A 26,356-nucleotide genomic window follows, 5' to 3' on the forward strand; every position below is an offset into this window, starting at 1 on the left:
CGGGCTGCGGCGGGACAATGCGCAGTTCGCTTTTCCGGCCGCTTCCATGATCGATCCGCAGCGCCACCCGCGCCTTTCCCGCATCGCGACGCCGGCCGACCTCCGGCAGTTCGACGAGGCCGAGCTGCAGGACATCGCGGACGAGTTGCGCGCATACCTCATCGAGCAGGTCGCGCTGGTGGGCGGCCATTTCGGTGCGGGCCTCGGCGTCATCGAACTCACCGTCGCGCTGCACTGGCTGTTCGACACGCCGACCGATCGCCTGGTGTGGGACGTCGGCCACCAGACCTATCCGCACAAGATCCTGACCGGACGCCGCGACACGATCGCGACGGTCAAGCAGAAGGACGGCGTCGCGCCGTTCCCGAAGCGCGAGGAATCCGAATACGACACGTTCGGCGTCGGACATTCGTCGACGTCGATCTCGGCCGCGCTCGGCATGGCGATCGCACTGCAGCGCATGGGTGACGACCGCAAGGTGGTCGCGGTGATCGGCGACGGCGCGATGACCGCCGGCATGGCGTTCGAAGCGCTGATGCACGCCGGCGGCATGGAGCCGGAGCCCAACCTTCTGGTGATCCTCAACGACAACCAGATGTCGATCAGCGAGAACGTCGGCGCGCTGACCAAGATGCTCGGGCGCCTGAGCGGCAGCCGGGCGCTCAACGCCATCCGCGAAGGCGGCAAGAAGCTGCTCGGCGACAAGAACAAAGGCCCCGCGCGCTTCGTGCGTCGCTGGGAAGAACACTGGAAAGGCATGTTCGTGCCGTCCACGCTGTTCGAGGAACTCGGCTTCCACTACACCGGCCCCATCGATGGCCACGACATGGACGCGCTGGTCGCCACGATGAAGACGCTGAAGGGCCTGAAGGGTCCGCAGCTGTTGCACATCATCACGACCAAGGGCAAAGGTTACGAACTCGCGGAGGGCGACCAGATCGGCTACCACGCCGTGTCGCCATTTGACCCGGCGAAGGGCCTAGTCGCTAAGACAGGCGCGAAGAAGCCGACCTATACCGACGTGTTCGGCGAGTGGCTGTGCGATGTCGCCGCTGCCGATCCGCGCGTCATGGGCATTACGCCTGCGATGCGCGAAGGCTCCGGCCTCGTGCGTTTCAGCAAGGAATATCCGGAGCGCTATTTCGACGTCGCCATCGCCGAGCAGCACGCGGTGACGCTCGCCGCCGGCATGGCTTGCGAAGGTGCGAAACCCGTTGTCGCGATCTATTCGACCTTCCTGCAGCGCGGCTACGACCAGCTCGTGCACGACGTCGCGATCCAGAACCTCGACGTGCTGTTCGCGATCGACCGCGGCGGCGTAGTCGGCCCGGATGGTGCAACGCACGCCGGCAACCTCGATCTCTCGTACCTGCGCTGCGTGCCGAACATGGTCGTGATGGCGCCGGCGGACGAGAACGAGTGCCGCAAGATGCTGTCGACCGGCCATTACTACGACGGGCCCGCGGCGGTGCGTTATCCGCGCGGCACCGGCCCGGGGGTCGCCATCGAACCCACGCTGGATACGTTACCGATCGGTCGCGGTGAACTGCGCCGTCGTGGATCGAACATCGCGCTGCTCGCATTCGGCGCGATCGTTCCTGCCGCGGAAGTGGTCGGTGCGGAACTCGGCTTGACGGTCGCGAACATGCGCTTCGTGAAGCCGCTCGACCGCGACCTCATCCTCGAACTCGCGCGCACGCACGAAGGTTTCGTCACGCTCGAGGACAACGTCGTCGCAGGCGGCGCGGGTTCCGGTGTTGCGGAGTTGCTGGCGTCCGAAGGCATCGCGATGCCCGTCGTGCACCTCGGCCTGCCCGATGAATTCCAGCACCACGCGAGCCGCGAACAGTTGCTCGCCGAAGCCGGCCTCGACGTCGCCGGCATTCGCGACGCGGTGCTGCGTCGCTGGCCCGCGCTGCGTTCGCCGCCGCGCGCAGCGGCGGTCTGATTCAGCGCGACGCGGCGGGCGCCGCCGTTTCCACCAACGCCGGCGCGTCCGGCGCTTCGACGACGTAACCCTTCGCCGCGAGCGCAGCCACGAGCCCGCCCGGCTGCATGACGTCGTTGATCGGCAACGTCGCGAACGTCGTCCGGTTACGCGCAAGGCTCGCCTCGGCTTCCGCGATCCACTTTGTGCGCGCCTGCGCTTCGAGCTTGTCCATGCCGTACTTCGCCGCGAACTGTCCGCCGAGCATCGCGCGTTCGCAGACGTCGTCGAGGTCGGGATTTCGCAGTGTGCCCAATGCCTGCACGTCGCCGCGCGCCCACGCTTCGGCGCGTGCCGACAACGCCGGCAGGTCGTGCTCGACGCGATCGAGCGTTTTCGTGAAGCACTCCACGTCAGCGAAGTCCGCGGCCTTGAATTCCTTCAGCACCTTCTTCGGATTCTCGAGCTTCACTTTCGCGACGGGCGCTACCGGCTTCAGGCCGCGCGCCTTTACGGCATCCGCGACTGCTGTACGCACGACGTCGCGCCCGGTCAGCCCCTGCTTCTCGATGGCTTTGTCGTAAAGCTCGTCCGCAGCAAAGATCGGACGCCAGCGCTCGATCGAATCGTCGCGGCCGAGGTGTTGCTGCTTCAGCACGGTCCACCGCGCGTATTGGGCAGCCGGCACCACGTCGTGCAACGTCTTGTCGTCCGGCAGCGAACGCACGCCGACCAGCGATGGCAGCAGTGCGAGCTTGCCGAAGAAGCCGATGTCCGCATCAACCATGACGCTGGGCTCTGCGATCACTTCATCGGCGGACGCGACGACCCTCCGCATCGGCACCGAGTTCCACACCATCCGCGCCGGCAGCGCCGACACGGTGCCGAGGATCCACAGCGTGTTGTCGCCGCGGCGAACCTTCCACATGCCCGGGCCGGGCGCGTGCACCACCGCGGTGTCGAGAAGGCGTCCGTCGACAGCGGCCGGCGCAAGCTGTTGGGCGGATGCGTCGAACGCGAACGACGCTGCGACGAGGACTAACGATGACATTGCGATGCGCATGACGGTTTCCGAATCCCTGGATTGAAGTCGCCGGCTGTGACTCGGCCATCGCGACGGAAGTTCCAGCAAGTCTGCGACCTGTCGACGGACGTGACGCGGCCCGAAGGTGGTCATGACGGACGGCACGCGCCGGAAACGACGACGCCCGGCACGTGGCCGGGCGTCGCGATGCATCGAATTGGTCGGGGTAGCCGGATTCGAACCGACGACCACCAGTCCCCCAGACTGGTGCGCTACCAGGCTGCGCTATACCCCGGAAAGCTTCCCGCCGAAGCGGGCGCGCAGTATAGCGCGGCGCGATTCGATCCGCTTCCGACGACGGGCGATGCCGCGCCGAATCGAGCGGCCGTACTCAGCGCTTGAGCAGCTGCAGCACTTCTTCAAGTTCCATCCGCACTTGGCGGATGATCTGCGAACTCAGCGCCGATTCCTGCTTCTGGTTGTCACCTTCAAGGCGCAGACGCGCACCGCCGATCGTGTAGCCCTGCTCGTATAGCAGGCCGCGGATCTGCCGCACCATCAGCACTTCGTGGCGCTGGTAGTAGCGACGATTGCCGCGACGCTTGACCGGGTTGAGCGTCGGAAATTCCGTTTCCCAGTAGCGCAGCACGTGCGGCTTGACGTCGCACAACTCGCTGACTTCGCCAATCGTGAAATAGCGCTTGGCCGGGATCGGCGGCAGTTCCCGGTTACTCCCCGGATCAAGCATGGTCCGTCGCTCCGGAATAGGCCTCGACGCGTTCCTTCAGCTTCTGGCCCGGACGGAACGTCACCACCGTGCGCGCGGAAATCGGAATCTCCTCGCCTGTCTTCGGGTTACGCCCGGGGCGCTGGTTCTTGCGGCGCAGGTCGAAGTTGCCGAAGCCCGACAGCTTGACCTGGCGACCGGTTTCCAGCGCCTCGCGCAGCACGTCGAAGAACGAATCGACGAACTCCTTCGCCTCGCGCTTGTTGAGGCCGACCTCGTCGAACAGTCGCTCGGCCATCTCGGCCTTGGTCAGCGTCATCGCTACGTTTCCTCGGGATCAGCTGCGGATCGTCGCGCCGTGCTCACGCTGCAGCGAAGCGACCACGTCGCTCACCACGGCATCCACATCGCGGTCGGTCAGAGTGCGACTTTTCTCCTGCAGGATCAAGCCCATGGCGACACTCTTGCATCCCGTTTCGACACCCTTCCCGCGGTACACGTCGAACAGCACGAGATCACGCAGGGACGGGCCGGCAGCAGCGCGAACCGACGTCTCGAGCGCGGCCCACGGCGTGGTTTCGGCGACGACCAACGCGAGGTCGCGGCGGACGGACGGATAGCGCGACAACGCGTCGGCCTTCGGCACCGCGCGACGCTGCACCGCGTCCAGATCGACTTCGAACGCGACGACGTCGACGTCCAGACCGAGCGCCTGCTGCAGGCGCGGATGCAGCTGTCCGATCCAGCCGACGACGCGGCCGGCGAGCACGATGTCGGCCGATCGACCGGGATGCGCCCACGGCTGCGACGAACGCACGAACGTGAGCTGCGCGCCGGACAGCGCGGCGAGGTTTTCAAGATCGCCCTTGAGGTCGTGGAAACCGACCGCGCGTGACTTCTCGCTCCACTGCTCGCCCTGCGCATCGCCGCATGCCACGGCAGCGACGCGCTGCGTGTGCAGCGGCGCCTCGCCATCGCCAGCGGCCTGGAACACGTTGCCAAGTTCGAACAGGCGCACGCGCGGCTGCTGACGCGCGGCGTTGCGCGCCAGCGCCGCGACGAGGCCCGGCAGCAGCGACGTACGCATGATCGCCAGCTCGCCACTCAGCGGATTCGCGAGCGGCACGGCGCCGGCCTGCATCGACCAGGCGTCGAGCCATGCAGCGTCGACGAACGCGTAGTTGATCGCTTCGAGGAAATCGCGGCCCGCCAGCGCGCGCCGCAGGTGCGCTGCGTCGACGCGGGTCTCGGTCGCCGGTGCGAGCGGTACGACGCCGCCCGGAAGGGTCGCGGGCACGGCGTCGTAGCCGTGGATGCGCGCGACTTCCTCAATCAGGTCTTCCTCGATCGCGAGGTCGAAGCGGCGGCTCGGCGGGATGACGCGCCAGCCGTTGGCGTCCGTATCGACCGCCAGCCCTAGCGCACGCAGGATGCGTTCGACTTCGGCGTCGTCCACGCGCACGCCGAGCACTCGCGCTAGCCGTTCGCGACGCAGCAGGATCGCGGTCGGACGCCGCAGATGTTCGTCGAGCGCTGCTTCGATCACCGGCCCGGGCTGTCCGCCCGCGATGTCGAGGATCAGCCGCGTCGCGTATTCGATCGCCTGCCGCGGCAGTTCCGGATCGACGCCGCGCTCGAAGCGATGCGACGCGTCGGTATGAAGGCCAAGCTTGCGGCCGCGCCCGATGATCGCGCTCGGCGCGAAGTGCGCGGCCTCGAGGAACACGTCGCGCGTCGCGTCCGTCACGCGCGTGTCATGGCCGCCCATGATGCCGGCCAGCGCGACCGCGCGATCGGCGTCGGTAATGACGAGGAACTGCGGATCGAGCGTGACGTCGCGGCCATCGAGCAGCTTCAGCGCTTCGCCGTCGCGCGCGGTGCGCACGCCGATCGGTCCCCGCAGCGTGCCGCGGTCGAACGCATGCATCGGCTGGCCGAGTTCGATCATCACGTACTGCGTGACGTCGACAAGGAACGACACCGGGCGAATGCCGCTGCGACGCAGGCGCTCGGCCATCCACACGGGCGTCGAGCGCGTCGCGTCCACGCCTTCGATCACGCGGCCGCAGTAGCGCGGCACATCGGCGCCAGCGTGCAGCTCGACCGCGAGCGTCGACGCCGTTTCCGCCGCAACGGGCGCGATGTCGAGGGGCGCAACCTGCGCGCCCGTCGCTGCGGCGACATCGAACGCGATGCCGCGAACGCTGAAGCAATCGGCGCGGTTCGGCGTCAGCTTGATCTCGATGCTGGCGTCGGGAAGCGCGAGGAAATCGGCAACCTTAGTGCCGACCGGTGCGTCGTCGGGGAGTTCGAGCAGGCCCGATGCGTCGGCGTCGATGCCGAGTTCCTTCGCCGAACACAACATGCCGAACGACTCGACGCCGCGCAGCTTCGCCGCTTTGATCGCGATGCCGCCCGGCAACGTCGCGCCGACCATCGCAAGCGGCGCGCACAGCCCGGCGCGCGCGTTCGGCGCACCGCAGACGATCTGCACCAGCTCGCCCTCCCCCGTGTCGACGCTGCAGACCTGCAGACGGTCGGCCTCGGGATGGCGCTCGGCGCTGACGATCCGCGCGACGACCACGCCGTCGAGCGATGCACCCAGCGGCGTGACCTCTTCGACTTCCAGGCCGATCGCGGTCAGCGTCGCGGCGAGTTCTTCGCGCGAGGCCTGCGTCGGCGCATGCTGTCGAAGCCAGTTTTCAGAGAACTTCATCGGGATCTCGCTCGTCGAACCGGCACGCGGCCGGTGTCACCGGAATTCGAAAGAACGGCTTAGGCGAACTGGCGCAGGAAGCGCACGTCGTTCTCGAAGAAACTGCGCAGGTCGTCGACGCCGTAACGCAGCATCGCGAAGCGCTCCACGCCGAGGCCGAACGCGAAGCCCGTGTACTTCTCGGGATCGATGCCGACGTTGCGAAGCACGTTCGGATGCACCATGCCGCAGCCGAGCACTTCCAGCCAACGCGTGCTGCCGTCGGCCTGCTTCCACGCGATGTCGACTTCCGCCGACGGCTCGGTGAACGGGAAATAGCTCGGGCGGAAGCGCATCTCGAGGTCGTCCTCGAAGAACGCGCGGACGAATTCGACGAGCGTGCCCTTGAGATCGGCGAAACTCGCGCGGTCGTCGACCAGCAGGCCTTCGACCTGGTGGAACATCGGCGTATGCGTCTGGTCGCTGTCGCTGCGATAAACCTTGCCGGCCGCGATCATGCGCAACGGCGGCTGGTGTTCCTGCATGAAGCGAACCTGCACGCCGGACGTATGCGTGCGCAGCAGTCGACCGTCGCCGAAATAGAACGTGTCGTGCATGGCGCGCGCCGGATGGTGCGGCGGGAAATTCAGCGCTTCGAAGTTATGCCAGTCGTCCTCGATCTCGGGGCCGTCGGACAGCTGGTAACCGAGACGCCCGAAGATTTCCGCGATGCGTTCGAGCGTGCGGCTAACGGGATGCAGGCCGCCGCGCGCGACGTCGATGCCGGGCAGCGTTACGTCGATCGATTCGGACGCGAGGCGCGTATCGAGCGCTGCGGATTCGAGACCCGCGCGACGTTCCGCGAGCGCGGCCGTCACCGTGTCGCGCGCCGCGTTGATCGCTTCGCCGGCGGCCTTGCGCGCGTCCGGCGGCAGCGTGCCGAGCTGCTTGAGCTGGCCGGTGATGCTGCCGGACTTGCCGAGCAGCGCGACGCGCAGCGCTTCGATCGCGTCCGGCGAATCGGCGGCGGCGATGTCGGCGAGCGCCTGTTGCGTCAGCGACGAGATGTCACTCATGGACGACCACTCTCTTCGTTGCATCGATCCCGCAGCGCGGGCTGGGCGAGGCGATTAGCGGCACGCCACCGGGCCGTTGAGCATTACGTTCGGTGCACTGCGTGCCGTCGAACGAGACACCACGAATTCCAGACTGCGGAAACGAACATGGGGAAGGACTTGCGCCCTTCCCCATGCGTGAGGCTTCTCGCGAAAGCCCACGCATGAGCGCGGGCTTCGCTGATTGCTTCTTACGCCGCGAGCGCGCTCTTCGCCTTCTCGGTCAGCGTGGTAAACGCTGCCGCGTCGTGCACGGCGATGTCGGCCAGCACCTTGCGATCGAGCGTGATACCGGCCTTCAGCAGACCGTTGATGAAGCGGCTGTAGCTCATGCCATTCAGACGCGCGGCGGCGTTGATACGGGCGATCCACAGCGTGCGGAAATGACGCTTCTTCTGCTTGCGGCCGATGTACGCGTACTGCAGCGCCTTCGTAACCGCCTGCTTGGCGACGCGGAAAACCTTGCGACGCGCGTTGTAATAACCCTTCGCCTGGGCGAGGACCTTCTTGTGACGGCGACGCGCCATCACACCACGCTTAACTCGTGCCATTGTTCAGCCCTCCTCAAAGATACGGAAGCATGCGGTCCAGACGGCCCGCGTCCTCGGCACGAACATGGTTCGTCTGCCGCAGGTTGCGCTTCCGCTTGGTCGCCTTCTTGGTGAGGATGTGGCTCTTGTTGGCGTGGCCGCACTTGTACTTGCCGGAAGCGGTCTTCCGGAAGCGCTTGGCCGCCGCCCGATTGGTCTTGATCTTGGGCATATCGATGTCCGTTCGGAGTTTCTGACTGGCTGGGCGGTGGCTTGCGCCACGCTTTCCGTCCTGCCCATACCGGCGTGTTGGTCGACGATCCGGCCGAGCCGGTCGTGACGGGTCCTGAATCCCCGGAATGACCGGGCCGCGTATTGTGCACGACCCGTTAATCCCGTGCAAATCAGTGGGTTGGGCTAAGTCGTCGGCTGGAGACCACGACCCTATTGGAACGGGCCAACTCCGGCGTCCCAAAACGCGAACGGCCCGCCGAAGCGGGCCGTCCTGCAAACTGAAGCGGCCGTTACGGCTGCTTCTTCTTCGGCGCGATCATCATGACCATCTGGCGGCCTTCGAGGCGCGGCCGGGACTCGATGACGATGTCCTCGCCCAGGTCCTTCTCGATCCGGTTGGCCATCTCGCGGCCCAGTTCCTGGTGGCTCATTTCGCGGCCACGGAAGCGGATGTTGACCTTGATCTTGTCGCCTTCTTCCAGGAAGCGGCGCATGTTGCGCAGCTTGATCTGGTAGTCGCCCTCGTCGGTCACGGGGCGGAACTTCATTTCCTTGATCTCGACCTGCTTCGACTTCTTCTTGGCCTCGTTGGCCTTCTTCTGCTGCTCGAAGCGGAACTTGCCGAAATCCATGATCTTGCAGACCGGCGGGTCCGCGTTGGGCTGGATTTCAACGAGATCGAGGCCTTCGTCCTGGGCCATCGTGAGGGCTTCGTCGCGCGTGAGCACGCCGATCATCTCGCCGTCGCTTCCGATGACTCGGACGCGCGGGACGCGGATCTCGCTGTTTTTACGATTCGGCTTTTCGAGCGTACTGATGTTGCGGTCTCCAGATGTGGAACCGGCCGTCCGGACGGCCGGTCATTCCTGCAGGCGGGCCCTCAGAGGGCCTCGCTGCGCAGTCTCGCGGCGAACTGGTCGATGGTCATCGAGCCCAGGTCGTCCCCTCCGCGGGTCCGCACCGCGACCATGCCGTTCTCCTTCTCGCGGTCTCCGACCACCAGCAGGTACGGCACGCGCTGCAGCGTGTGCTCGCGGATCTTATAGCCGATCTTCTCGTTCCGCAAATCGGAATGGACCCGGAAGCCTTGATCCATAAGGGTTTTACGGACTTCGTCGACGTAGTCGCCCTGGGCATCGGTGATGTTCATGACCACCGCCTGGATCGGCGCCAGCCAGCTCGGGAAGATGCCGGCGTGGTGCTCGATCAGTATCCCGATGAAGCGCTCCATCGAGCCGACGATGGCCCGGTGCAGCATCACCGGATGGCGGCGCTGCGAGGCTTCGTCGACATACTCCGCGCCGAGGCGTCCCGGCATCATGAAATCGACCTGCATGGTGCCGAGCTGCCACGTGCGACCGATCGCATCGCGCAGGTGGTATTCGATCTTCGGCCCGTAGAACGCGCCCTCGCCCGGCAGCTCCTGCCATTCGACACCCGCCGCACGCAGCGCTTCGCGCAGTGCGTTCTCGGCCTTGTCCCAGGTCGCGTCGTCGCCGAGGCGGTTGTCGGGACGCAGCGCGATCTTGATCTGGATGTCGGTAAATCCGAAGTCGGCGTAGACCTTCAGCGCCTGCGCATGGAACGCGCGCACTTCGGCTTCGATCTGGTCTTCGGTGCAGAAGACGTGGCCGTCGTCCTGCGTGAAGCCGCGCACGCGCAGGATGCCGTGCAACGCGCCCGACGGCTCGTTGCGATGGCACGCACCGAACTCGCCGTAGCGGATCGGCAGGTCGCGATAGCTGTGCAGGCCCTGATTGAACACCTGCACGTGGCCCGGGCAATTCATGGGCTTCAGCGCGTACGTCCGCTTCTCGGACTCGGTGAAGAACATGTTGTCCTTGTAGTTGTCCCAGTGGCCGGACTTCTGCCACAGCGATACGTCGAGGATCTGCGGGCAACGCACTTCCTGGTAGCCCGACTGGCGATACACGCGACGCATGTACTGCTCGACGACCTGCCAGATCGACCAGCCCTTCGGATGCCAGAAGATCAGGCCCGGCCCCTCTTCCTGCAGATGGAAGAGATCCTGCTGCTTGCCGATCTTGCGATGGTCGCGCTTCTCGGCTTCCTCGACGCGCTGGATGTAGGCCTTGAGTTGCTTCGTATCGGCCCACGCCGTGCCGTAGATGCGCTGCAGCTGCTCGTTCTTCGAATCCCCGCGCCAGTACGCGCCGGAAATACGCGTCAGCTTGAACGCCTTGAGGAAACGCGTGTTCGGCACGTGCGGACCGCGGCACATGTCGACGTATTCCTCGTGGTGGTACAGGCCCATCGCCTTCTCGTCGGGCATGTCGTCGACCAGGCGCAGTTTGTAGTCCTCGCCACGATCCTTGAACACCGCAATGACTTCCTCGCGCGGCGTGACGCGCTTGATGACGTCGTACTCGGTGTCGATCAGCTCGCCCATGCGCTTTTCGATGGCGACGAGGTCGTCGGGCGTGAACGGGCGTTCGTACCAGATGTCGTAGTAGAAGCCGTCCTCGATGACCGGGCCGATCACCATCTTCGCGGTCGGATAGAGCTGCTTCACCGCATGCCCGACGAGGTGCGCGCACGAGTGGCGGATGATCTCGACGCCCTCGGCATCCTTCGGCGTGATGATGCGCAGCTTCGCGTCGTGGTCGATGACGTCGGACGCATCGACGAGGCGCCCGTCCACCTCGCCCGCGACGGTGGACTTGGCCAGGCCCGGGCCGATCGACGCGGCGACATCGGCAACGGAAACGGGATGGTCGAACTCGCGGCGTGAGCCGTCGGGCAGCGTGATGGCGATCATTGGGGGTCCGGAAATACGGCCGGCGGAGCGGCTATGGCGATGCGGCACCGGCGGGGCCGGTGCAGAGGAATCAGCGCTGGGCGATGGTAGTGCTCATGTCGCACGCTCGGCCGGCGTTGCCGCTGGCCACCTCGGGTCGGGCGCGACGGCGTCGTCGCGCAGGCCCCAATGGTTGGCGACTTCGCGGCGCGCGTCAACGCCGGCGGGCGCGGCCGTCGTGGAGGTCGACCTCGATGCGGAGTTCGAGGGGGCCGTTTGGGTGGTCGATCGTGTACTTCAGGCCGTCGCGGGCTGGGAGTCGTGTGGCGAGGTCGTCGACGTCGGTTTTCGGCAGGGTGATGTCGACCGCGGCTCCCTGCCCGCGCACTTCGATCGTATCCGCGGCGCTGACGGTTACCGACCACGGAGCTTGCGGCCAGTCGATACGTGCTTCGAGGCGCGCTCCGCCCTGCAGCGATGCGAATTCGGCGCGGGTCAGGCGAATGCGGACGTCGGCGGTGTCGAACTGCACCTTCATCGCGACGCCTCGTCGAACTCGGCGGGTGTGTTGAGGTTGCGCAGGACGTCCCGAGTCGGCGTCGCCAATGCAATCGCTCCGACGGCGGAGTGCAGCGCGCGCATCGACGGTCCGTCGGGGTATTCGATCATCAGCTGCCGGACGACGACTCGCAGTCGTTCATCGACGTGCACTGCACACGGTAGCGGGTGACCTTCGAAGAAGACCGCGCGCGCGTCGGCCAATGCGCCGACGACTAATTGGATCGCATCGACGTCCAGACGCGGAAGGTCGACCGGAATCACGACCATCGGACCGTCACCGACATGGGGAAGCACGCTCGCGATTCCGCCGACAGGTCCCGCGCCTGGCGTGATATCGGTAATGCCGTGATAGTCCGGGCGGTCGCCGCTGACCAGCACCTGGGTCGCTCCGGCGTAGCGCAAAACGCCGATCGCACGATCCAGCAGCGTGCGCCCGTCGAGCACCAGCATCGCCTTGTCCCGACCCATCCGTGACGACCGCCCGCCCGCGAGAACGATGCCGGTAAACGGCTCGCTCACGGCGCGTGGCACAGCGAGCAGCCCTCGCTCCATTCGCTGCTGCCGTCCTCGTAATGCTCCTGCTTCCAGATCGGCACGGTGTGCTTCACCGCTTCGATCACCTGCCGGCATGCACGGAATGCTTCGTCGCGATGCGGCGTGCCGACGGCGATAACGACAGCGACGCCACCGACATCGAGGCGCCCTTTCGCGTGCTCGATCCAGACACGAACGCCCGGCCCGAACGACGCGAGTGCCTCGTCCGCGATTTCGCGGAACCGCTGCATCGCAAGCGCGTCGAACATGTCGTAGCTGACGCCGAGTACGCGCCGGCCGTGGTTCATGTCGCGGATGCGGCCAACGAACGCGCTGTAGCCGCCGAAGCCGGGGTCGGCGACGAAATCGAACGCGGCGGCGATGTCGAGTGGGCGCGTTGCCGCGTCGACGATGCCGAGATGCGTGCGTTCCACGTCAGCCCCCACTCACCGGCGGCAGCAGCGCCAGACGACCGTCGTCCGGAAGCGCATCTGCGTCGCGAAGGATAGTGGTCGTGCTCGCGAATGCCGAACGCGACAGCAACGCACGCGCCTGCGACGGCCACGCCGCAGCCAGAGCTTCGACGTCAACCCGCAATTCACGAACGGTGCGCGCTGCGCTCTCGACCGACACATGCGCGCTCGGGTCGACCTCGCGCAGCGCGCCGAATAGTGCGATCTCGATCATCCTCATGCCATCACCGACAGCGGTTCGAGATGGCCGCGACTTGCAACGCGCACGCGCGCGCCGGCTTCGAGCGCTTCCACATCCGCATCAACGATCGCCCACGCGTTCGCATCGAGCATCGGTCGGATGCGGAAGGATTCCTGACCGCCGAGCAGCTCCGCGCAGGCACGTGCGTCACCGTCCAGCACGACGCGCGCTTTCAAGTGCATGCGCAGCGGCGCGCGTTTCGCATAGGCGGCGCGCAGCGGCAGATAGACAGGCGTTTCGTCAGGCATGCCCAGCATCGCGCGCAGTACCGGCTCGACGAAAAACCGCAGGCCGACAGCGGTGGAGGCCGGGTTGCCCGGCAGACCGAAGAACATCGCGCCCGACGGCACCGTCGCCGCAAGAATCGGCTTGCCCGGCCGGATGCGGACTTTGTGGAACAAAGTCGTTGCGCCGATACGCGACAGAGCGTCAGGCACGAAGTCGAACCGCCCCATCGAGACGGCACCCGTGCTGACAACTACATCGTGCGCCGGCAGCGACTGGAGAGTACCGAGGAACTCATCGATGTCGTCGCCGACCGTATGCATCGCAACGACCTCGGCACCGGCCGCTGCCAGTCGCGCGGCGAGGAATGGTCCGTTCGAGTTGTGGATCTGACCCGGCTCGAGCGCGCGCCGCGCATCGTCGACGAGCTCGCGACCGGTGTTGATCAGCGCGACGCGCGGACGTCGCGCGACGTCGAGCGTTGCGATGCCCGTCGCCGCGCAGAGCATGTGCAGTGCGGGATCGACAACGGTGCCGGCCGACGCGAACATGGCGCCGCTGGTCACGTCCTCACCTGCACGACGCAGGTGCTGCGTGGGCGCAACGGTTGCGAGCACGCGGATACGGCGCGGTTGTCCGTTTTCGTCGCTATCGAGAATTTCGACCTGCTCCACGGGAACGATCGCGTCCAGCCCGTCAGGCACGCGCGCGCCGGTCATGATTTCCCACGCGCCGGACGTTGCTTGCGCCACGCCATCGCCCGCCGCGCGACCCCCAACGACGTCGAATTCGGTACCCGCCGCAATCGGCGTCACGCCGGCCCGCAGCGCGAAGCCGTCCATCGCCGAGTTGTCGAACGGAGGAAGCGACTCCGCGCTTACCAGCGGCGATGCCAGCACGCGACCGATTGCATCGCGCGCGTCGACAGGCTCCGACGGCAGAGTTTTCGCGACGCTGAGAAGGAGCCGCAACGCGTCGTCGTAATCGATCACGCGTGCCCTGCCCCGTCGATCATGGCGAGTGCATGCGCGAGAACCGGTGCGAGAATCTCGAAACCCTGTCGCGCCGCACCCGGACTGCCCGGCAGTGCGATCACCAGCATCGCGCCGATGCGGACCGCACGCGCACGGCTCAACCACGCCAGCGGCGTGAAGTGCCTGCTTTCGCTGCGGAACATTTCGGCGAGACCTTCAACCTCTATACCGCCCGCCTGCAGCAGTGCTTCCGGTGTCGCATCGCGAGGACCGAGGCCAGTGCCGCCCGTGCACAGGCAGAGACGCACGCCTTCGTCGGCGAGCGCGACCAGTCGCGACCGCAGTGGCTCGATGCCGTCGGGCTGCACTTCGGCGCGAACGTCGGCGCCCAGTTTGCCCAGCGCATTGATGAGCTCGGGTCCTGACACGTCGTCCGCTTTGCCCGCGCTCACGCGATCGCTCAGCGTGATCACCGCGCACGCGACACCATCGAGTCGGGCGACATCGCGCGGCCTGTAGTGAACAGCTTCCTCGTCGGTCATCCCGGCCGGATGCCGCCACAAGCCCTTCTTCCCACCTTCTTTGAACAGCAGGCGCACCGCTTCGATCGACAGCGCGGGTTCGACGGGCTTGGTCAGGTCGTACAGCGTCAGCAATGCGGCGCTCGCGCCCGCCAACGCCTCCATCTCGACGCCGGTACGCGCTTCCGTGGCGACTTCGCAATAGACGCGGATCACATGTCGTTCCGGCACGGGCACGCAACGCACGCGCACGAGTTCCAGCAACAACGGATGGCACAACGGCATCAGGTTCGACGCCTGCTTTGCGCCCTGCAGGCCGGCAATCTCCGCCATCACCATCGCATCGCCCTTCGGCAGACGACGTTCGACGATCGCGGCATACGCCTCTGCGCCAGCATGCAGTTCACCGACGGCGACGGCACGGCGACGCGTCGGTCGCTTGCCGCGCACGTCGGCCATGTGGAAGGACTCGCCTGACACTCAGCCTCCGATCGACGCGAGATGCGGCGTGATGCCGCTGTTTCCGTCGTGCAGGCCGTGGCCGGCGGCCTTCAATCGCAACTGGTTGGCGATCAGGTCGACGAGCGCGTCGCGGTCATCGTCGCGCTGCAGCAGCGGACGAAGCGGCACGCCGAATTCGCCGAAAAGGCAGAGCCGGAGGTCACCACGCGCGGTGACGCGCAGACGGTTGCAGCCGCTGCAGAAATCACGCGCATACGGCGTGATCAGACCGATTCGCCCCGCGTAATCCGGATGCACGTATTCGTTCGCGGGGCCGGCATCGGACGCACGCATCATCCGCACCCAACCACTTTCCAACAATTCGCGTTCGATCGATTCGGCGCGCACATGATGGCGCTCAAAGTGCGCGACGTTGTCGTTGGTGCGCATCAGCTCGATGAAGCGCACGGTCGCGCGTCGATCGCGCAGGTAGTCGAGCCAGGATGGCAGCGACTCATCGTTCACGCCGCGCAGCAGCACCGCGTTGAGCTTGATCGCATCGAATCCGAGCGTCAGTGCGTCGTCGATGCCTTCGAGTATTTCCGGAAGCCGATCGTGCCCGGTGATCGAGTGGAACGCGTCGCGATCGAGGCTGTCGACGCTTACGTTGAGCGAGGTCAGCCCGGCCTCACGCCATGCGCGCACATGCGTGGGCAGGCGCGTTCCGTTGGTGGTGAGCGCGATCTTCGACACGCCGGGAACCGATGCGATGTCGCCGATGATGTCGTCGAGATCCTTGCGAAGCGTGGGCTCGCCGCCGGTGAGGCGCACCTTGCGCATACCGACGCTCGCGAATGCCTCGACCAGGCGACGCACTTCATCGCGCGCAAGGAATACCGGGCGACCGTCCGCGACGTAACCGTCCGGCAGGCAGTAGCCGCACCGGAAGTTGCAGGCCTCGGTGAGCGACAGCCTGAGATACGGAAATGTGCGACCGAACGGGTCGGACAGGACGGACATCGGACTCCTTCCGCCGTGGGCAGGCGCCGTCGGCATGAGCAGGAACGCAGCTTAACGCCTCGCGGATGCAGCGGCCGACATGCGCTGTCATCGAAGTTTCAGCGCGGTTTCACACGGGTGTCATCGCAGCCTTCAAAAATGCCGCGACCGGCCGGACGACCTTCGATGACCACGATGACCCGCCTATGTCGCCTTCGCGATGCGTTGGGGCGCTGCTCGCCGTGCTAACCGCTGTATTGATCGCGGCCGCGTGCCGGATGAACACGTCGAGGCGGAAGGCTCGCAACGGGCGCACAGTCGCTTGCCTTGTTATTTAGACGATTCTTCTAGAGCGGGAAGAGCGCGCCGCGAGCGGTTCAAACCCGTGCCCGAAGACTCGCGACGCGATACAGCCTCGAAGCGCTTACAAGCCCTGTCGGGCGGGCGCGTTGATTCCGACTTGTTGGGACCGCTGCACGGCGTCGCGGGTCGCGTTACCGGCGTCCCGCACGGCCTCAGCGTCACGGCACACTCGCTTGGTCATGTTGGTGCCCATCGAGCGCTCGCGCGTGCATATCTTCTTCAGCGCGAGCGCAGGCGCTGCCGCTGCCACTCCAGCAGCAGGCACCGCCGACGATTCGTTCGGCATCGCGGTCGCGGCAGCCGGCGCAGTGGAAACACCAGCGGCAGGCGCAGCGCTTTCCTGAGCGTGGACACCGCCAGCGACGGCAAGCGCGAGCACAACAACGAACGTGGCCTTCATGACGATCTCCTAGTAAACGTCAGATCCTGACCGCCGCGGCCGGAGGTGACATGTGCCGAAAGGCGGATCACAGTCGCCACAAAAGCAAACGGCGCGATCCGAAGATCACGCCGTTTGACCACATATGTGGTGGGCGGTACAGGGTTCGAACCTGTGACCCCTACCATGTCAAGGTAGTGCTCTACCGCTGAGCTAACCGCCCGATGCCGAAGCGGCTGCCTCGGCGAAGGGCGCACAGTCTAGCCGCCAATCTGGCGGCCGGCAAGCTCAATTGCTGGCCGTTGGCGGCAATGGCGTGCTTTTGGTGGCTGGTTGCTCGTGGATGATCAAGGTCTGCCGTGGCTGAATGAGGCGGGCACCCGACGCACCACTGAACTCGATCCGAAAAGTCTCGTCGCCTTCGACCACGTCGTCGCCGGCAACGTCCACGTTAACGAATTGGATACGCTCGCCCGCTGCAAAGTCGATGTCGCCCGCAGCAGCGGTGTAGTCAACTCCTGAGGTCGCAGATCCATCGCGGGTCTCGTAGTGGACATGTGCGCCTCCATTGCCCGCAGGCGCAGACAATTCCACGACCACCCCGCCCACCGAATGAGTGCCGCTCGGACCTTCGCTGATGAGAGGTGGCGACCAGACGCTCATAGTCGGCTCCGCAGCCAGAGCGACGTCCAACTGCCAGTCGCTCGTGAGATACGTATCGACGGTCTGGAAGGGAGCATAGTCCGCCGATCCTTCGACTTTGAGGTAGAACCACGCGCCCGGCTGTATCCACACCGAGTACGTGTAATCCGGCGGGCCAGGGTTCGCATACGACAGTGATTGCCCATGGCCATTCAAGTTGGCCGAGATTGTGAGTGGTACGCCTTCAGGCGGCAGTACTTTTCCAAGGGGCGCGATCAGACGTCCGGAGACCTGGACGCCGCGAATCGCCTTCAAATCGCGCTTCAGCGATCGGGTGACGTTGTAGATGGCGGTCGGCGAGTGAACGAACGGTGGCGGCACGTTGGCCGTCAGTCGCACATTGGCGCCTGGTGCGACGGCAATGCGATACGCGAACTCCGGGGGCGCAACCTGCACGGATGGGAGATCGGCGCCATCTGCGACCCCGACTTGGAGCCAAAACGGTTCGGTAGGGGCGGATGCTGAGCCGTCCGACGGAAACAGGATCCTTCCCGAAAGCACGGGCCGAGGGTCATCATTCCGTATCGTGACGACGGCCGACCCGTTTTCGACGGGCGCACCGATCACATTGGTCAGTCGTACGACGAACGTCTCGTCCGGCTCAACGCTGGTATCAGCGTTGATGGGCACGAACACGGATACCTCTCGCTGTCCGGCAGGGATTGAGTAGTGGGTCGGGTACGGCAACCCAAAGTCCGAAGTGTCAGCGGTTGCCGGATCGACAGCGACATCGAAGCTGATGCCTCCGCTCGGCGCATCGCCGGATAGCCTCACGCGGACAATCGCGTAGCCGGTGTTCGCGTCGGGTTCGAATACCGTGGTCGGGATAACGGACAAGCTGCCAGGAGCTCCCCGGAAGGCCGCCACCACGGGGCCCGTCAGTTTCAGGCTGGATACGTTATCGCTGTCGTCTGCGGCCCCACATGGCATTCCGTGGCACTTCAGCAGCATCGGGTTGGAGAAATACCCGACCCAGGGCAACTCGAACGCATATGCCATGACCGTCGCAAATCCATCCGCTCCGGGACGTCGATAGCCGAACGAATACACATATGCACCGAACTCGATAGCTCCGCTCGAGTCCGTTTGGGTGAACTTGTCGTGCGCAGAGCCCAGGTTGTGGCCGACTTCATGCGCAAGGACGTACGGTCCGCAGGGTGAAACGTTGCTCACGGAGAATCCGAAATCCGGCGACATCAATCCAGGCGAAAGGTTCCAGCCGTTCAGCCAAGCATTGCCGCAGCTTCCGTTGGTGTCGTAGTACGGTCTAATCAAGGCGACCAGATCTGCTGCGGTCTCGTCGCGGATAGCCCGGACATCGATGCCGCTGAGCGTGTTGCTGGTGACATCGGATAGGATCTGAGAATTACTGCGTGACGCGTCGACGCGAGCCTGCCGCACGCCTGCGAGCTTTAACGTGATCCCTGTGCCGCTGTCCGCATGCACCTGATTCGCAATGGCCAATAGGTTCACAACCTCTGTCTGCGCTGCGGACTCACTGCCTCTAAGCGCAACAAGATCGTCGCTGTATACCAACAACACGGCGATTTCCTGCGCCGCCCCCGGCGACGTGGATGCCGCCAGCACTGCGATCGCCGGTGCGGGTGCGGGCGCCGGCGCCGGTGCAACCGTCGTTCTCGCGCTTCCGCCCCCGGCCGATGCGGCTGCTGGCAGCGTCGGGCGCAGATAGTCCGGATTGGCGGCGAGACTGCCTTTCACGGTCGGCGGAATGAGCCCGCCCGCCACGCCGACACTAACGACCCCACGGGTCGTCGTGGCATATAGCTGATGACCGTTGGGCATCGGAATCACGCCGAACATGGCGTCCCGGCCGATCGTAAGGACCATCGATTGCGGCCCAAACTTGGTGTCGACTCGCCCAACGACCGTCGTCCCGCCTGCGACTTCCGGCCTCGTTCCGGTCACGGATGCACGATAACTGGTGCCGTCCGGCAGCCTGATGCGTACTACGCCCGACTCGATCGCTCTCTCGATCTCCGCCCGGTCGTACTTGAACGACGTGCTGAGCTCACCCGAGCTGCGCGACGCGTCCACGACGAATGGAGATGCATGCGTCGACACCTCTTCTTTCGCCGTGGTATCGCGTAGGTAAGTCCACGCGCCGGCGGCAGCCAGAAGTCCTGCTCCCACCACAAAACCCAGCCAGATCGGCCGCATCCCCATCCCCATCCCCTTGATACGCCGATCTTAGCGGGTTCACGTCAGCTCGCGAACCCGGCCTCCTTCAGCTTGCGAAGCTGGTCGCGGACGTTTGCGGCGGCCTCGAACTCGAGGTCGCGGGCGTGCTGGTACATCTGCTGCTCCAGCGCCTTGATGCGTGACGATAGCTGCGCCGGGCTGAGGGCGGCGTAATCGGTTTCGGGCTCCGCGACGCGGCGCGCCTTCTTTCCCTTGCCCTTCCCGTCGTCGACGTCGCGACGCGCGCCTTCGAGGATGTCCTTCACCGGCCGCACCACCGACTGCGGCGTGATCCGGTGCTCCGCGTTGTATTCGACCTGCTTCTGCCGGCGGCGGTCGGTCTCGTCGATCGCGATCTTCATCGACCGCGTGACGACGTCGGCATACAGGATCGCCTTGCCGCGCACGTTTCGCGCCGCACGACCGATGGTCTGGATCAGCGAGCCGGCCGATCGCAGAAAGCCCTCCTTATCGGCGTCAAGGATGGCGACCAGCGACACCTCCGGCATGTCCAGGCCTTCACGAAGCAGGTTGATGCCGACCACGACGTCGAACTTGCCGAGGCGCAGGTCGCGGATGATCTCGACGCGCTCGACCGTGTCGATGTCCGAGTGGAGGTAGCGGACCTTGATACCGTGCTCGGTCAGGTACTCGGTGAGGTTCTCCGCCATCCGCTTTGTGAGCGTGGTGATCAGCACGCGGTCGCCCATCGCGACGCGCTTGTTGATCTCGCCGAGCACGTCATCGACCTGCGTGGCGACCGGCCGCACCTCGACTTCCGGATCGATCAGGCCGGTCGGGCGGACGACGAGTTCCACGATCTCGCCCGCCGACTTCTCCAACTCGTACTTGCTGGGCGTCGCCGAGACATAGATCGCGCGCGGCGCGCGGCCTTCCCATTCCTCGAACTTCAGCGGCCGGTTGTCGAGCGCCGACGGCAGGCGGAAACCGAACTCGACCAGCGTTTCCTTGCGCGAGCGGTCGCCCTTGTACATCGCGCCAACCTGCGGAACGGTCACGTGCGATTCGTCGACCACCATCAACGCGTCGGCCGGCACGTAGTCGAACAGGCACGGCGGCGGCTCGCCGGGCAAAGTGCCGGTCATGTGCCGCGAGTAGTTCTCGATGCCGTTGCAGAAGCCGACCTCGGCCAGCATTTCCAGGTCGAACTGCGTGCGCTGCTGCAGGCGCTGCGCCTCGACCAGCTTGTTCTGCGCATACAGCTGCTCAAGCCGCTCGCGCAGCTCGTCCTTGATCGTGTCGACGGCCTCGAGCACGGTCTTTCGCGTCGTCACGTAATGCGACTTCGGATAGATCGTGTAGCGCGGCAGCTTGCGGAAGACCTCGCCGGTCAGCGGATCGAACGCGGACAGCTGCTCGATCTCGCCGTCGAACAACTCGACGCGCAGCGCTTCGTTCTCGCTCTCGGCCGGATGCACGTCGATCACTTCGCCACGCACGCGATACGTACCGCGGCGCAGCTCGGTGTCGTTGCGTGAGTACTGCATCTCGGTAAGCTTGCGGATTAGCTCGCGCTGATCGATGCGCTCGCCGCGCACCATGTGCAGCACCATCCGGTGGTATTCGCCCGGGTCGCCGAGGCCGTAGATCGCGGACACGGTGCAGACGATGAGCGTGTCGCGACGCTCGAGCAGCGCCTTCGTGGCCGACAGGCGCATCTGCTCGATGTGCTCGTTCACCGAACTGTCCTTCTCAATGAAGGTGTCGGACGACGGTACGTAGGCTTCCGGCTGGTAGTAGTCGTAATAGCTGACGAAATACTCGACCGCGTTGTGCGGGAAAAACGCCTTGAACTCGCCGTAAAGCTGCGCCGCGAGCGTCTTGTTGGGCGCCATCACGATCGTCGGCTTCTGGATGCGCTGCACGACGTTCGCGATCGTGTACGTCTTGCCCGAGCCCGTCACGCCCAGCAGCGTCTGCGCCGCGATGCCGGCGTCGAAACCGTTCGCCAGACGCTCGATCGCCGGCGGCTGGTCACCGGCGGGGGAATAGGGGGAGACGAGTTGGAAGCGGTCCAAAGAGGCTCTCACGACTGAATGAATAGGCGCTCGGCGAGTCTACGCATGACGTGTCGAGAGCTCGTCGGCCAAGGGCATTTATCAGCGTAGCAATCTGGCGACGCACGAGCTGCGACTCGAGGAGTTTTCCGACACCGCCTCGGAAGTGAGCCCGACAGACTCGGCTATGGACTCCGCTCACGATCTCCGGATCGCACGGAGGCGGCTATGCAGTCACAAAATGGCTTCACCCTGGTGGAATTTCTCGCCGGAACCGCGATCGCGGCGATCCTGTTCTCGGTAGGCGGACCGGCGTTCGGTCGAGTCATCGACAGCGCGCGGTGCGCTAACGCTCTCAGCCAGCTGACAACCAGTCTTGCGACCGCACGGATCGAAGCGATCCGCCGGAACCGGCCGGTATCCGTATGTCCGAGCGCCGACGGTCGAAACTGCCGCACGGACCGCCGTTGGGAGGACGGATGGATCGTGTTCGTGGACAACGGTTCCGGGCAACCGACGTCACCCGTTCTCGAACGTGTGGATGGCTTGGGCACCGCGCTCGCCGTCTCCGCAACCGACGGCAGGCGGCTGGTGCGCTACCTGCCGGACGGCTGGGCTGCGGGCACCAACAGCACACTCAGGGTGTGCACCTCGCGCAACCATCAATTGCTGGCAAGCGTGGTCGTCAACAATTCGGGGCGGACCCGAACGGAACGGTTTGGAGAAACGCCCTGCCCGTTCGACTAAAAAAAGAAGGGCCTGCATCGCTGCAAGCCCTTCAGTCATTCATCTGGCGCCCGAAGTTGGACTCGAACCAACGACCCCCTGATTAACAGTCAAGTGCTCTAACCGGCTGAGCTATTCGGGCGGGGACCCGCATTTTAATCAGTTGTCGCTCGGGGTCAACAGCGGCGGCCAGACTTCACCAGCATTGCTCGACGCTCGCCGTGCCAGAAATAGTCTTCTGGCCGGTCTGGTCCAGGCCAAGCGTCGCGCATTTGGTGTCCTTCAGCTGAGCGCCGGTCGGGGCGGCCTGAAGCGAATACGCTGTCGCGGTCACTGAGCCGGTCACGGGCAGAATCGTGTAGAACGCCGATAGGTCGGTCTGGCACTGAAACTGGTCGGCAACCACGGTGGCGCCCGAGTACGAGAAATTGTGAGTCGTGCGGAATCGCTCCATGAACTGCGCCATGTTCTGCAAGCATCCCGCCGCCTGAACCCGGCGTGCCTTCAAAACGTGTTGCGTGTACGCCGGATATGCGATGGCTGCCAGCACGGCAATGATCGCCACGACAATCATTAACTCGATGAGGGTGAAGCCGTTCTCTCTTTTGTTGTGCACGGTCATTAGTCCCGGTTGAATATTTCGCGCCAGCCAACGCGCTTCGCCTGACCCGATATGCCCGAGACGCCAACCCCGGAGTGACCGCCTGTCGATCCACCGAGCACAACGAAGTTATCGATCTGTGCGGACTCCGTCGGCATGCCCACGCCGAGGTCGACCGAACCGATCGGGTACTGCTGCCCGTTGACGGTAAGCGTGTCGTCATTGCCGGAGCCGTTGCCGTTAAGGTCGAAGAACGAGCTCGACCCGCCACCGTCGGCCTGCGGGCTCGTACCCGTAAACAGATCGAGCACGTTCAGATAGCCCGTGCCACCCGGGTCGCAACTGGCGCCGCCGGAGGCCGGGATGATGCTCGAGTAGAAGGCCGCGCGACCCTTGATACGCGGGCCGCTCACTACTCGTTCGCCCGCTGTCGGAGTACCCAGATTGATGTACCAACCCTTCGAGCCTGACGGCAGCGCCGCATACGTCTCGAACGCACGCACGTTCTTTGAATTCACCTGCCCTGTCGCTGCGATCGTCCGCTGCGTCAAGTCACTGCGCTGGATGATCGATCCATCGTCAATCAGGGCGTACAGGGACTGCGTCGAGGTCGTCGTCAGATCCCCTTGCGAGATCAACTTACCTGTGCCGAACGTGATGAAGATCCGACGCGTACCAGGCTCGCGAGCGATCGCCAGACCGCCGGTAATAGGCTGATTCGACGCCGTTTGGAACATCGGCTGCCCGTTGAGTGCCACGTTCCAAGATGCGGCCGCGGCGCCCGAGACGTCGAACTTCCACAGCTTGCCCTTCAGATCGCCGGCGTAGATGTAGTCGATGTCTCCGTCGCCATCCACATCGGCGGCGCGGGGCGCCGAGAGCCCATTGCTGCCGGTATCGACCACGAACTTCTTCAGAACGCTGCCACTCGTAACGTTGTAGATGTAAAGCGTTGCCGAGCCGTTGACGGAATCGATGCCGTTCGACACCACGGCAACGGTACCGCCGGTATTGGACTTGGCGATCAGTGGTAGACCCAACACGTACCCCATGTCGTCATCGACGTTCGCGGTGTTGTCCCACATCACTGAAGGGCTTGTGTTGTTGCTCACGTCGAGCGCGAACACACCCTTGCCGCCACGGCCGAGCGTTCCGACCAGATAGTTGTCGCCAACGGCATTCTGGGCGCTCACCGCGATTGGGCCATCCACGAAATACGTATGCGCGTACGCTGGATCGCTGAAAGTCGCCAGCTTGGCGAAATCGATGCCGGCCGGGACGTACGAATAGCGCACGTCGCCCGTCAGCGCATTGATGGCATGGAGCATGCCGTCGTTAGCGCCCACGAAGATCGTCTCGTTGTCCTTCAGATAGAACGGCGATGAATCGACGATATCGCCCAGAAGGAAGGCGCGGTTGCGGAGCGTGCCGTTATTGGACATCTCCCCCGCTCGGCTGCCCTTGATGTAGTCGGCATTTGTGGCACCGGAAACGGCGTCCGTGCCCGTTCCACGAGCGAGCAACAACGTCTGCGCGGTCGTCGGGAAGTTTGCACCGCGACTGCGCGACGTGTCCCACGTCAATACGGTCCGCGCGGTGAAGTCATTACTACTGTCACCATCGGTCAGGCTGGCGTTGATGCGCGAGGCCGTCTTCCACGCGGCATTGGCCGCGATACCGCCGCTCGCGGTTACATCGTACGCCTCGAGGTCGCCGGTCCACTTGCCAGCGGTGAATTTCGCCTGGTACATGCGCGTGTCGGACTGGAACGACGTGCTGTTCGTAGCGACATTGGAACCCGACGCGAGTCGTTCCTGGATCTTGCTCAGCACGTCACCGAGGGCATCCGCGAAATCCTTCGAGTTCGTCGCTGCGATGAATTCGCCATGGCCGTTGACCGCGGCGTGCAGGAGATCGTCGATGTTTTCGCTGGTCTTGCCGCTGGCGGCGACCGGCCATGCAACGTTGACGCCATTGATTCGCGGCGACCCGTCACGAATGATCTCGGCGACGGAACCCTGGTCGAGACCGCCCTTGTTGCCGATCGAAATACCGAACGTCACCATGTGTTGCCAGAACGCGGGATCCGTACTAACCGGAACCACTTTGTTCGCAAGGTCGGTACGTAGATCGCTTTTCCAGTACTTCATTGCGATATCGCCCAGCGTATCGCTGGCCGCCGCTCTATACGGGATGCCCGCCGTGTAACGGACTGTATTCGTGCTATCGATCGGGTTGAAGATGGCCACGCCGTTGTTGCTGTCCTGCTCGCCGACTGCCGTGTAATTCGACCCGTCGTTCCAGTAGCCGTCGGTGGTCAGAATGCTGAAGTTCTGCCTGCACTGGAATTGCGCGGTGCCGGACTCGGGCCCGTAGGGCCCTGATGCGCCCGTCTGCGTGTAGTAATCGCCGGCCTTCTGAAGCGCGCCCTGGAGCGGTGTGCCGTTACGCGATGTCGCATCGCGCACCCGCGAGAACCAGGTGGATCGCGCCGTCGTCGTCGTCGGGGTTGTCGCGTCCTCGAACAGACCGGAGTTGCCGTCCTGCACTGGAATATCCAGGTTGCTCCGGTTCCAGATCGTGCGGAAGCCAACGCGGACGTTGGAGCCCAACGTCGAAAACGCCTCGGTCGCGCCAGCTTTCGCCATTTTCATGCGCGAGCGCGAGTACGAGAACCAAGTCGCGAAGTTCGTGATTTCGGCGGCTTCGCTACGCCCTGTCGGCGTGGCGAATGTACAGGCACGCCAAGCGGCTCTGTTGCGGCCGCCCGGATCCGGGCATCCCATCGTGGCGTCGGTGGTGCCCGATGTCAGCCATTCACTGCGAACCACGCGCACCGTGCCGCTGACGTTGAGAATCTGATAGCGGTAGTACCGCGTGTTGTCTGTAGTGCTGGGCGTCTGCCCGGCCTTCAATACATAGTAGGTCGCCTGCGTCGGACCGCCGCAGACCTGTACATTCGAACCGTTCTGCGAATATGTCCGGCAGCTGCCGCTATCCGCAAGGTCGATCGTGTTCCCGGCGGCCAGGTCGAAATCGCCGAATACAGCGTTGAACGACGTGCCCCCTGTCATTCGAGCACCAGTCGCCGTCATCCAGGGCTGGTAGGGGGTGTTAGGGTCGTAATACACCGTATTGTTGACGCTTGCCTTGGTCGCCAGCGAATCCGGCATCTCGCCGTCGTCGTCGACCGGCATGCGCAGAAAGCCCATCGATCCCGAGTCGTCCAGGATGAACAGGATGTTCGGCGCAAGTGGCGAGCCCGACACGAGCGGATACGATGGGAAACTCGTTGCCCCGGCGGAGGCCACGGCGAGCGTCAGCGCGGCAATCGCGCCGGCGAGAATTCCGCGTCGCAGAGTCGATCGATTGAGATCAGTCGTGGCCAT

Annotated in this window: 23 protein-coding genes and 3 tRNA genes; 2 read left to right on the forward strand and 24 right to left on the reverse strand. The window is 64.8% G+C overall.

Annotated features, from left to right (window positions below):
• The first annotated feature begins 46 nt into the window (after window positions 1–46).
• Entirely contained in the window at window positions 47–1,948 is a 1,902-nt protein-coding gene (gene dxs / locus ACVWWW_RS11250; RefSeq protein WP_027083469.1) for a 1-deoxy-D-xylulose-5-phosphate synthase, read from the forward strand.
• 1 nt (window position 1,949) lies between these two features.
• Here the strand turns inward: dxs and ACVWWW_RS11255 are convergent, their stop codons facing one another.
• From ACVWWW_RS11255 to uvrB, 21 genes are all read right to left on the reverse strand, one after another.
• Window positions 1,950–2,990 carry a TraB/GumN family protein gene (locus tag ACVWWW_RS11255; RefSeq protein ID WP_036142101.1) on the reverse strand — a complete coding sequence of 347 codons (1,041 nt, stop codon included), beginning with the start codon at window positions 2,988–2,990 and terminating at the stop codon, window positions 1,950–1,952.
• A gap of 179 nt (window positions 2,991–3,169) precedes the next feature.
• Window positions 3,170–3,246: transfer RNA gene (locus ACVWWW_RS11260), tRNA-Pro, on the reverse strand.
• Between the two features lie 96 nt (window positions 3,247–3,342).
• Window positions 3,343–3,699, reverse strand: coding sequence for a MerR family transcriptional regulator (locus ACVWWW_RS11265; protein ID WP_027083468.1), 357 nt, complete (start codon window positions 3,697–3,699; stop codon window positions 3,343–3,345).
• The gene (locus ACVWWW_RS11270) at window positions 3,692–3,997 is read right to left on the reverse strand and encodes an integration host factor subunit alpha (protein WP_027083467.1); all 306 of its coding nucleotides are present in this window, start codon (window positions 3,995–3,997) and stop codon (window positions 3,692–3,694) included. The genes ACVWWW_RS11265 and ACVWWW_RS11270 overlap by 8 nt, the downstream gene beginning before the upstream one ends.
• An 18-nt stretch (window positions 3,998–4,015) precedes the next feature.
• Window positions 4,016–6,394, reverse strand: coding sequence for a phenylalanine--tRNA ligase subunit beta (gene pheT, locus ACVWWW_RS11275; protein WP_027083466.1), 2,379 nt, complete (start codon window positions 6,392–6,394; stop codon window positions 4,016–4,018).
• Window positions 6,395–6,453: 59 nt separating this feature from the next.
• A complete protein-coding gene (gene pheS, locus ACVWWW_RS11280; protein ID WP_027083465.1) occupies window positions 6,454–7,449 on the reverse strand; it encodes a phenylalanine--tRNA ligase subunit alpha in 996 nt (331 codons plus the stop codon).
• A 230-nt stretch (window positions 7,450–7,679) separates the two neighbouring features.
• Window positions 7,680–8,039, reverse strand: coding sequence for a 50S ribosomal protein L20 (gene rplT / locus ACVWWW_RS11285; protein ID WP_027083464.1), 360 nt, complete (start codon window positions 8,037–8,039; stop codon window positions 7,680–7,682).
• 13 nt (window positions 8,040–8,052) lie between these two features.
• Window positions 8,053–8,250: a 50S ribosomal protein L35 gene (gene rpmI / locus ACVWWW_RS11290; protein ID WP_027083463.1), complete on the reverse strand. Its 198-nt coding sequence runs from the start codon at window positions 8,248–8,250 to the stop codon at window positions 8,053–8,055.
• A 292-nt stretch (window positions 8,251–8,542) separates the two neighbouring features.
• The gene (gene infC / locus ACVWWW_RS11295) at window positions 8,543–9,070 is read right to left on the reverse strand and encodes a translation initiation factor IF-3 (protein ID WP_081672163.1); all 528 of its coding nucleotides are present in this window, start codon (window positions 9,068–9,070) and stop codon (window positions 8,543–8,545) included.
• 62 nt (window positions 9,071–9,132) lie between these two features.
• Window positions 9,133–11,031: a threonine--tRNA ligase gene (gene thrS, locus ACVWWW_RS11300; protein ID WP_027083461.1), complete on the reverse strand. Its 1,899-nt coding sequence runs from the start codon at window positions 11,029–11,031 to the stop codon at window positions 9,133–9,135.
• A gap of 193 nt (window positions 11,032–11,224) precedes the next feature.
• Complete coding sequence (locus ACVWWW_RS11305) at window positions 11,225–11,548, reverse strand: DUF7009 family protein (protein WP_027083460.1); 324 nt, start codon at window positions 11,546–11,548, stop codon at window positions 11,225–11,227.
• Window positions 11,545–12,090, reverse strand: a complete 546-nt coding sequence (gene mobA / locus ACVWWW_RS11310) for an NTP transferase domain-containing protein (protein ID WP_036142847.1) — start codon at window positions 12,088–12,090, stop codon at window positions 11,545–11,547. The genes ACVWWW_RS11305 and mobA overlap by 4 nt, the downstream gene beginning before the upstream one ends.
• A complete protein-coding gene (locus tag ACVWWW_RS11315) occupies window positions 12,087–12,539 on the reverse strand; it encodes a molybdopterin synthase catalytic subunit (protein ID WP_051235290.1) in 453 nt (150 codons plus the stop codon). The genes mobA and ACVWWW_RS11315 overlap by 4 nt, the downstream gene beginning before the upstream one ends.
• A gap of 1 nt (window position 12,540) precedes the next feature.
• Window positions 12,541–12,798, reverse strand: a complete 258-nt coding sequence (locus ACVWWW_RS11320; protein WP_027083458.1) for a MoaD/ThiS family protein — start codon at window positions 12,796–12,798, stop codon at window positions 12,541–12,543.
• A complete protein-coding gene (locus ACVWWW_RS11325; protein WP_027083457.1) occupies window positions 12,795–14,036 on the reverse strand; it encodes a molybdopterin molybdotransferase MoeA in 1,242 nt (413 codons plus the stop codon). Before ACVWWW_RS11325 ends, ACVWWW_RS11320 begins: the two co-directional genes overlap by 4 nt.
• On the reverse strand, window positions 14,033–14,998 hold the full coding sequence (gene moaCB, locus ACVWWW_RS11330) for a bifunctional molybdenum cofactor biosynthesis protein MoaC/MoaB (RefSeq protein WP_051235287.1): 966 nt from the start codon (window positions 14,996–14,998) through the stop codon (window positions 14,033–14,035). Before moaCB ends, ACVWWW_RS11325 begins: the two co-directional genes overlap by 4 nt.
• A 21-nt stretch (window positions 14,999–15,019) precedes the next feature.
• Entirely contained in the window at window positions 15,020–16,000 is a 981-nt protein-coding gene (gene moaA, locus ACVWWW_RS11335) for a GTP 3',8-cyclase MoaA (protein ID WP_027083455.1), read from the reverse strand.
• Window positions 16,001–16,403: 403 nt separating this feature from the next.
• Complete coding sequence (locus ACVWWW_RS11340; protein WP_027083454.1) at window positions 16,404–16,742, reverse strand: hypothetical protein; 339 nt, start codon at window positions 16,740–16,742, stop codon at window positions 16,404–16,406.
• Between the two features lie 127 nt (window positions 16,743–16,869).
• Window positions 16,870–16,944 (reverse strand) — tRNA-Val (locus ACVWWW_RS11345).
• Between the two features lie 65 nt (window positions 16,945–17,009).
• Window positions 17,010–19,601, reverse strand: a complete 2,592-nt coding sequence (locus ACVWWW_RS11350) for a Calx-beta domain-containing protein (RefSeq protein WP_196804381.1) — start codon at window positions 19,599–19,601, stop codon at window positions 17,010–17,012.
• Between the two features lie 44 nt (window positions 19,602–19,645).
• Window positions 19,646–21,661: an excinuclease ABC subunit UvrB gene (uvrB, locus tag ACVWWW_RS11355; protein WP_036142097.1), complete on the reverse strand. Its 2,016-nt coding sequence runs from the start codon at window positions 21,659–21,661 to the stop codon at window positions 19,646–19,648.
• Between the two features lie 207 nt (window positions 21,662–21,868).
• Between uvrB and ACVWWW_RS11360 the strand changes: the two genes are divergently transcribed.
• Window positions 21,869–22,387: a GspH/FimT family pseudopilin gene (locus ACVWWW_RS11360; protein WP_027083451.1), complete on the forward strand. Its 519-nt coding sequence runs from the start codon at window positions 21,869–21,871 to the stop codon at window positions 22,385–22,387.
• 44 nt (window positions 22,388–22,431) lie between these two features.
• Here ACVWWW_RS11360 and ACVWWW_RS11365 read toward each other — a convergent pair.
• The 3 genes from ACVWWW_RS11365 to ACVWWW_RS11375 all read right to left on the reverse strand — a co-directional run bounded on the left by ACVWWW_RS11365 (window position 22,432) and on the right by ACVWWW_RS11375 (window position 26,356).
• A tRNA-Asn gene (locus ACVWWW_RS11365) sits at window positions 22,432–22,508 on the reverse strand.
• Between the two features lie 54 nt (window positions 22,509–22,562).
• On the reverse strand, window positions 22,563–22,988 hold the full coding sequence (locus ACVWWW_RS11370; RefSeq protein ID WP_027083450.1) for a type IV pilin protein: 426 nt from the start codon (window positions 22,986–22,988) through the stop codon (window positions 22,563–22,565).
• Window positions 22,988–26,356 (reverse strand): PilC/PilY family type IV pilus protein, encoded by a 3,369-nt coding sequence (locus ACVWWW_RS11375; RefSeq protein WP_051235285.1) that lies wholly within the window; start codon window positions 26,354–26,356, stop codon window positions 22,988–22,990. The genes ACVWWW_RS11370 and ACVWWW_RS11375 overlap by 1 nt, the downstream gene beginning before the upstream one ends.

It is taken from the genome of Lysobacter sp. HA18, assembly GCF_054057595.1.

Excerpts from the sequence above, each read along its gene's own strand:
- ACVWWW_RS11350 (WP_196804381.1), bottom strand. The coding sequence starts at position 19,601 with ATGCGGCCGATCTGGCTGGGTTTTGTGGTGGGAGCAGGACTTCTGGCT.
- ACVWWW_RS11265 (WP_027083468.1), bottom strand. The coding sequence starts at position 3,699 with ATGCTTGATCCGGGGAGTAACCGGGAACTGCCGCCGATCCCGGCCAAG.
- pheT (WP_027083466.1), bottom strand. The coding sequence starts at position 6,394 with ATGAAGTTCTCTGAAAACTGGCTTCGACAGCATGCGCCGACGCAGGCC.
- moaA (WP_027083455.1), bottom strand. The coding sequence starts at position 16,000 with ATGTCCGTCCTGTCCGACCCGTTCGGTCGCACATTTCCGTATCTCAGG.
- thrS (WP_027083461.1), bottom strand. The coding sequence starts at position 11,031 with ATGATCGCCATCACGCTGCCCGACGGCTCACGCCGCGAGTTCGACCAT.
- dxs (WP_027083469.1), top strand. The coding sequence starts at position 47 with ATGATCGATCCGCAGCGCCACCCGCGCCTTTCCCGCATCGCGACGCCG.
- rplT (WP_027083464.1), bottom strand. The coding sequence starts at position 8,039 with ATGGCACGAGTTAAGCGTGGTGTGATGGCGCGTCGCCGTCACAAGAAG.
- ACVWWW_RS11340 (WP_027083454.1), bottom strand. The coding sequence starts at position 16,742 with ATGAAGGCCACGTTCGTTGTTGTGCTCGCGCTTGCCGTCGCTGGCGGT.
- ACVWWW_RS11305 (WP_027083460.1), bottom strand. The coding sequence starts at position 11,548 with ATGAAGGTGCAGTTCGACACCGCCGACGTCCGCATTCGCCTGACCCGC.
- ACVWWW_RS11270 (WP_027083467.1), bottom strand. The coding sequence starts at position 3,997 with ATGACGCTGACCAAGGCCGAGATGGCCGAGCGACTGTTCGACGAGGTC.
- rpmI (WP_027083463.1), bottom strand. The coding sequence starts at position 8,250 with ATGCCCAAGATCAAGACCAATCGGGCGGCGGCCAAGCGCTTCCGGAAG.
- ACVWWW_RS11360 (WP_027083451.1), top strand. The coding sequence starts at position 21,869 with ATGCAGTCACAAAATGGCTTCACCCTGGTGGAATTTCTCGCCGGAACC.
- ACVWWW_RS11375 (WP_051235285.1), bottom strand. The coding sequence starts at position 26,356 with ATGGCCACGACTGATCTCAATCGATCGACTCTGCGACGCGGAATTCTC.
- ACVWWW_RS11370 (WP_027083450.1), bottom strand. The coding sequence starts at position 22,988 with ATGACCGTGCACAACAAAAGAGAGAACGGCTTCACCCTCATCGAGTTA.
- ACVWWW_RS11320 (WP_027083458.1), bottom strand. The coding sequence starts at position 12,798 with ATGAGGATGATCGAGATCGCACTATTCGGCGCGCTGCGCGAGGTCGAC.
- ACVWWW_RS11255 (WP_036142101.1), bottom strand. The coding sequence starts at position 2,990 with ATGCGCATCGCAATGTCATCGTTAGTCCTCGTCGCAGCGTCGTTCGCG.
- pheS (WP_027083465.1), bottom strand. The coding sequence starts at position 7,449 with ATGAGTGACATCTCGTCGCTGACGCAACAGGCGCTCGCCGACATCGCC.
- moaCB (WP_051235287.1), bottom strand. The coding sequence starts at position 14,998 with ATGGCCGACGTGCGCGGCAAGCGACCGACGCGTCGCCGTGCCGTCGCC.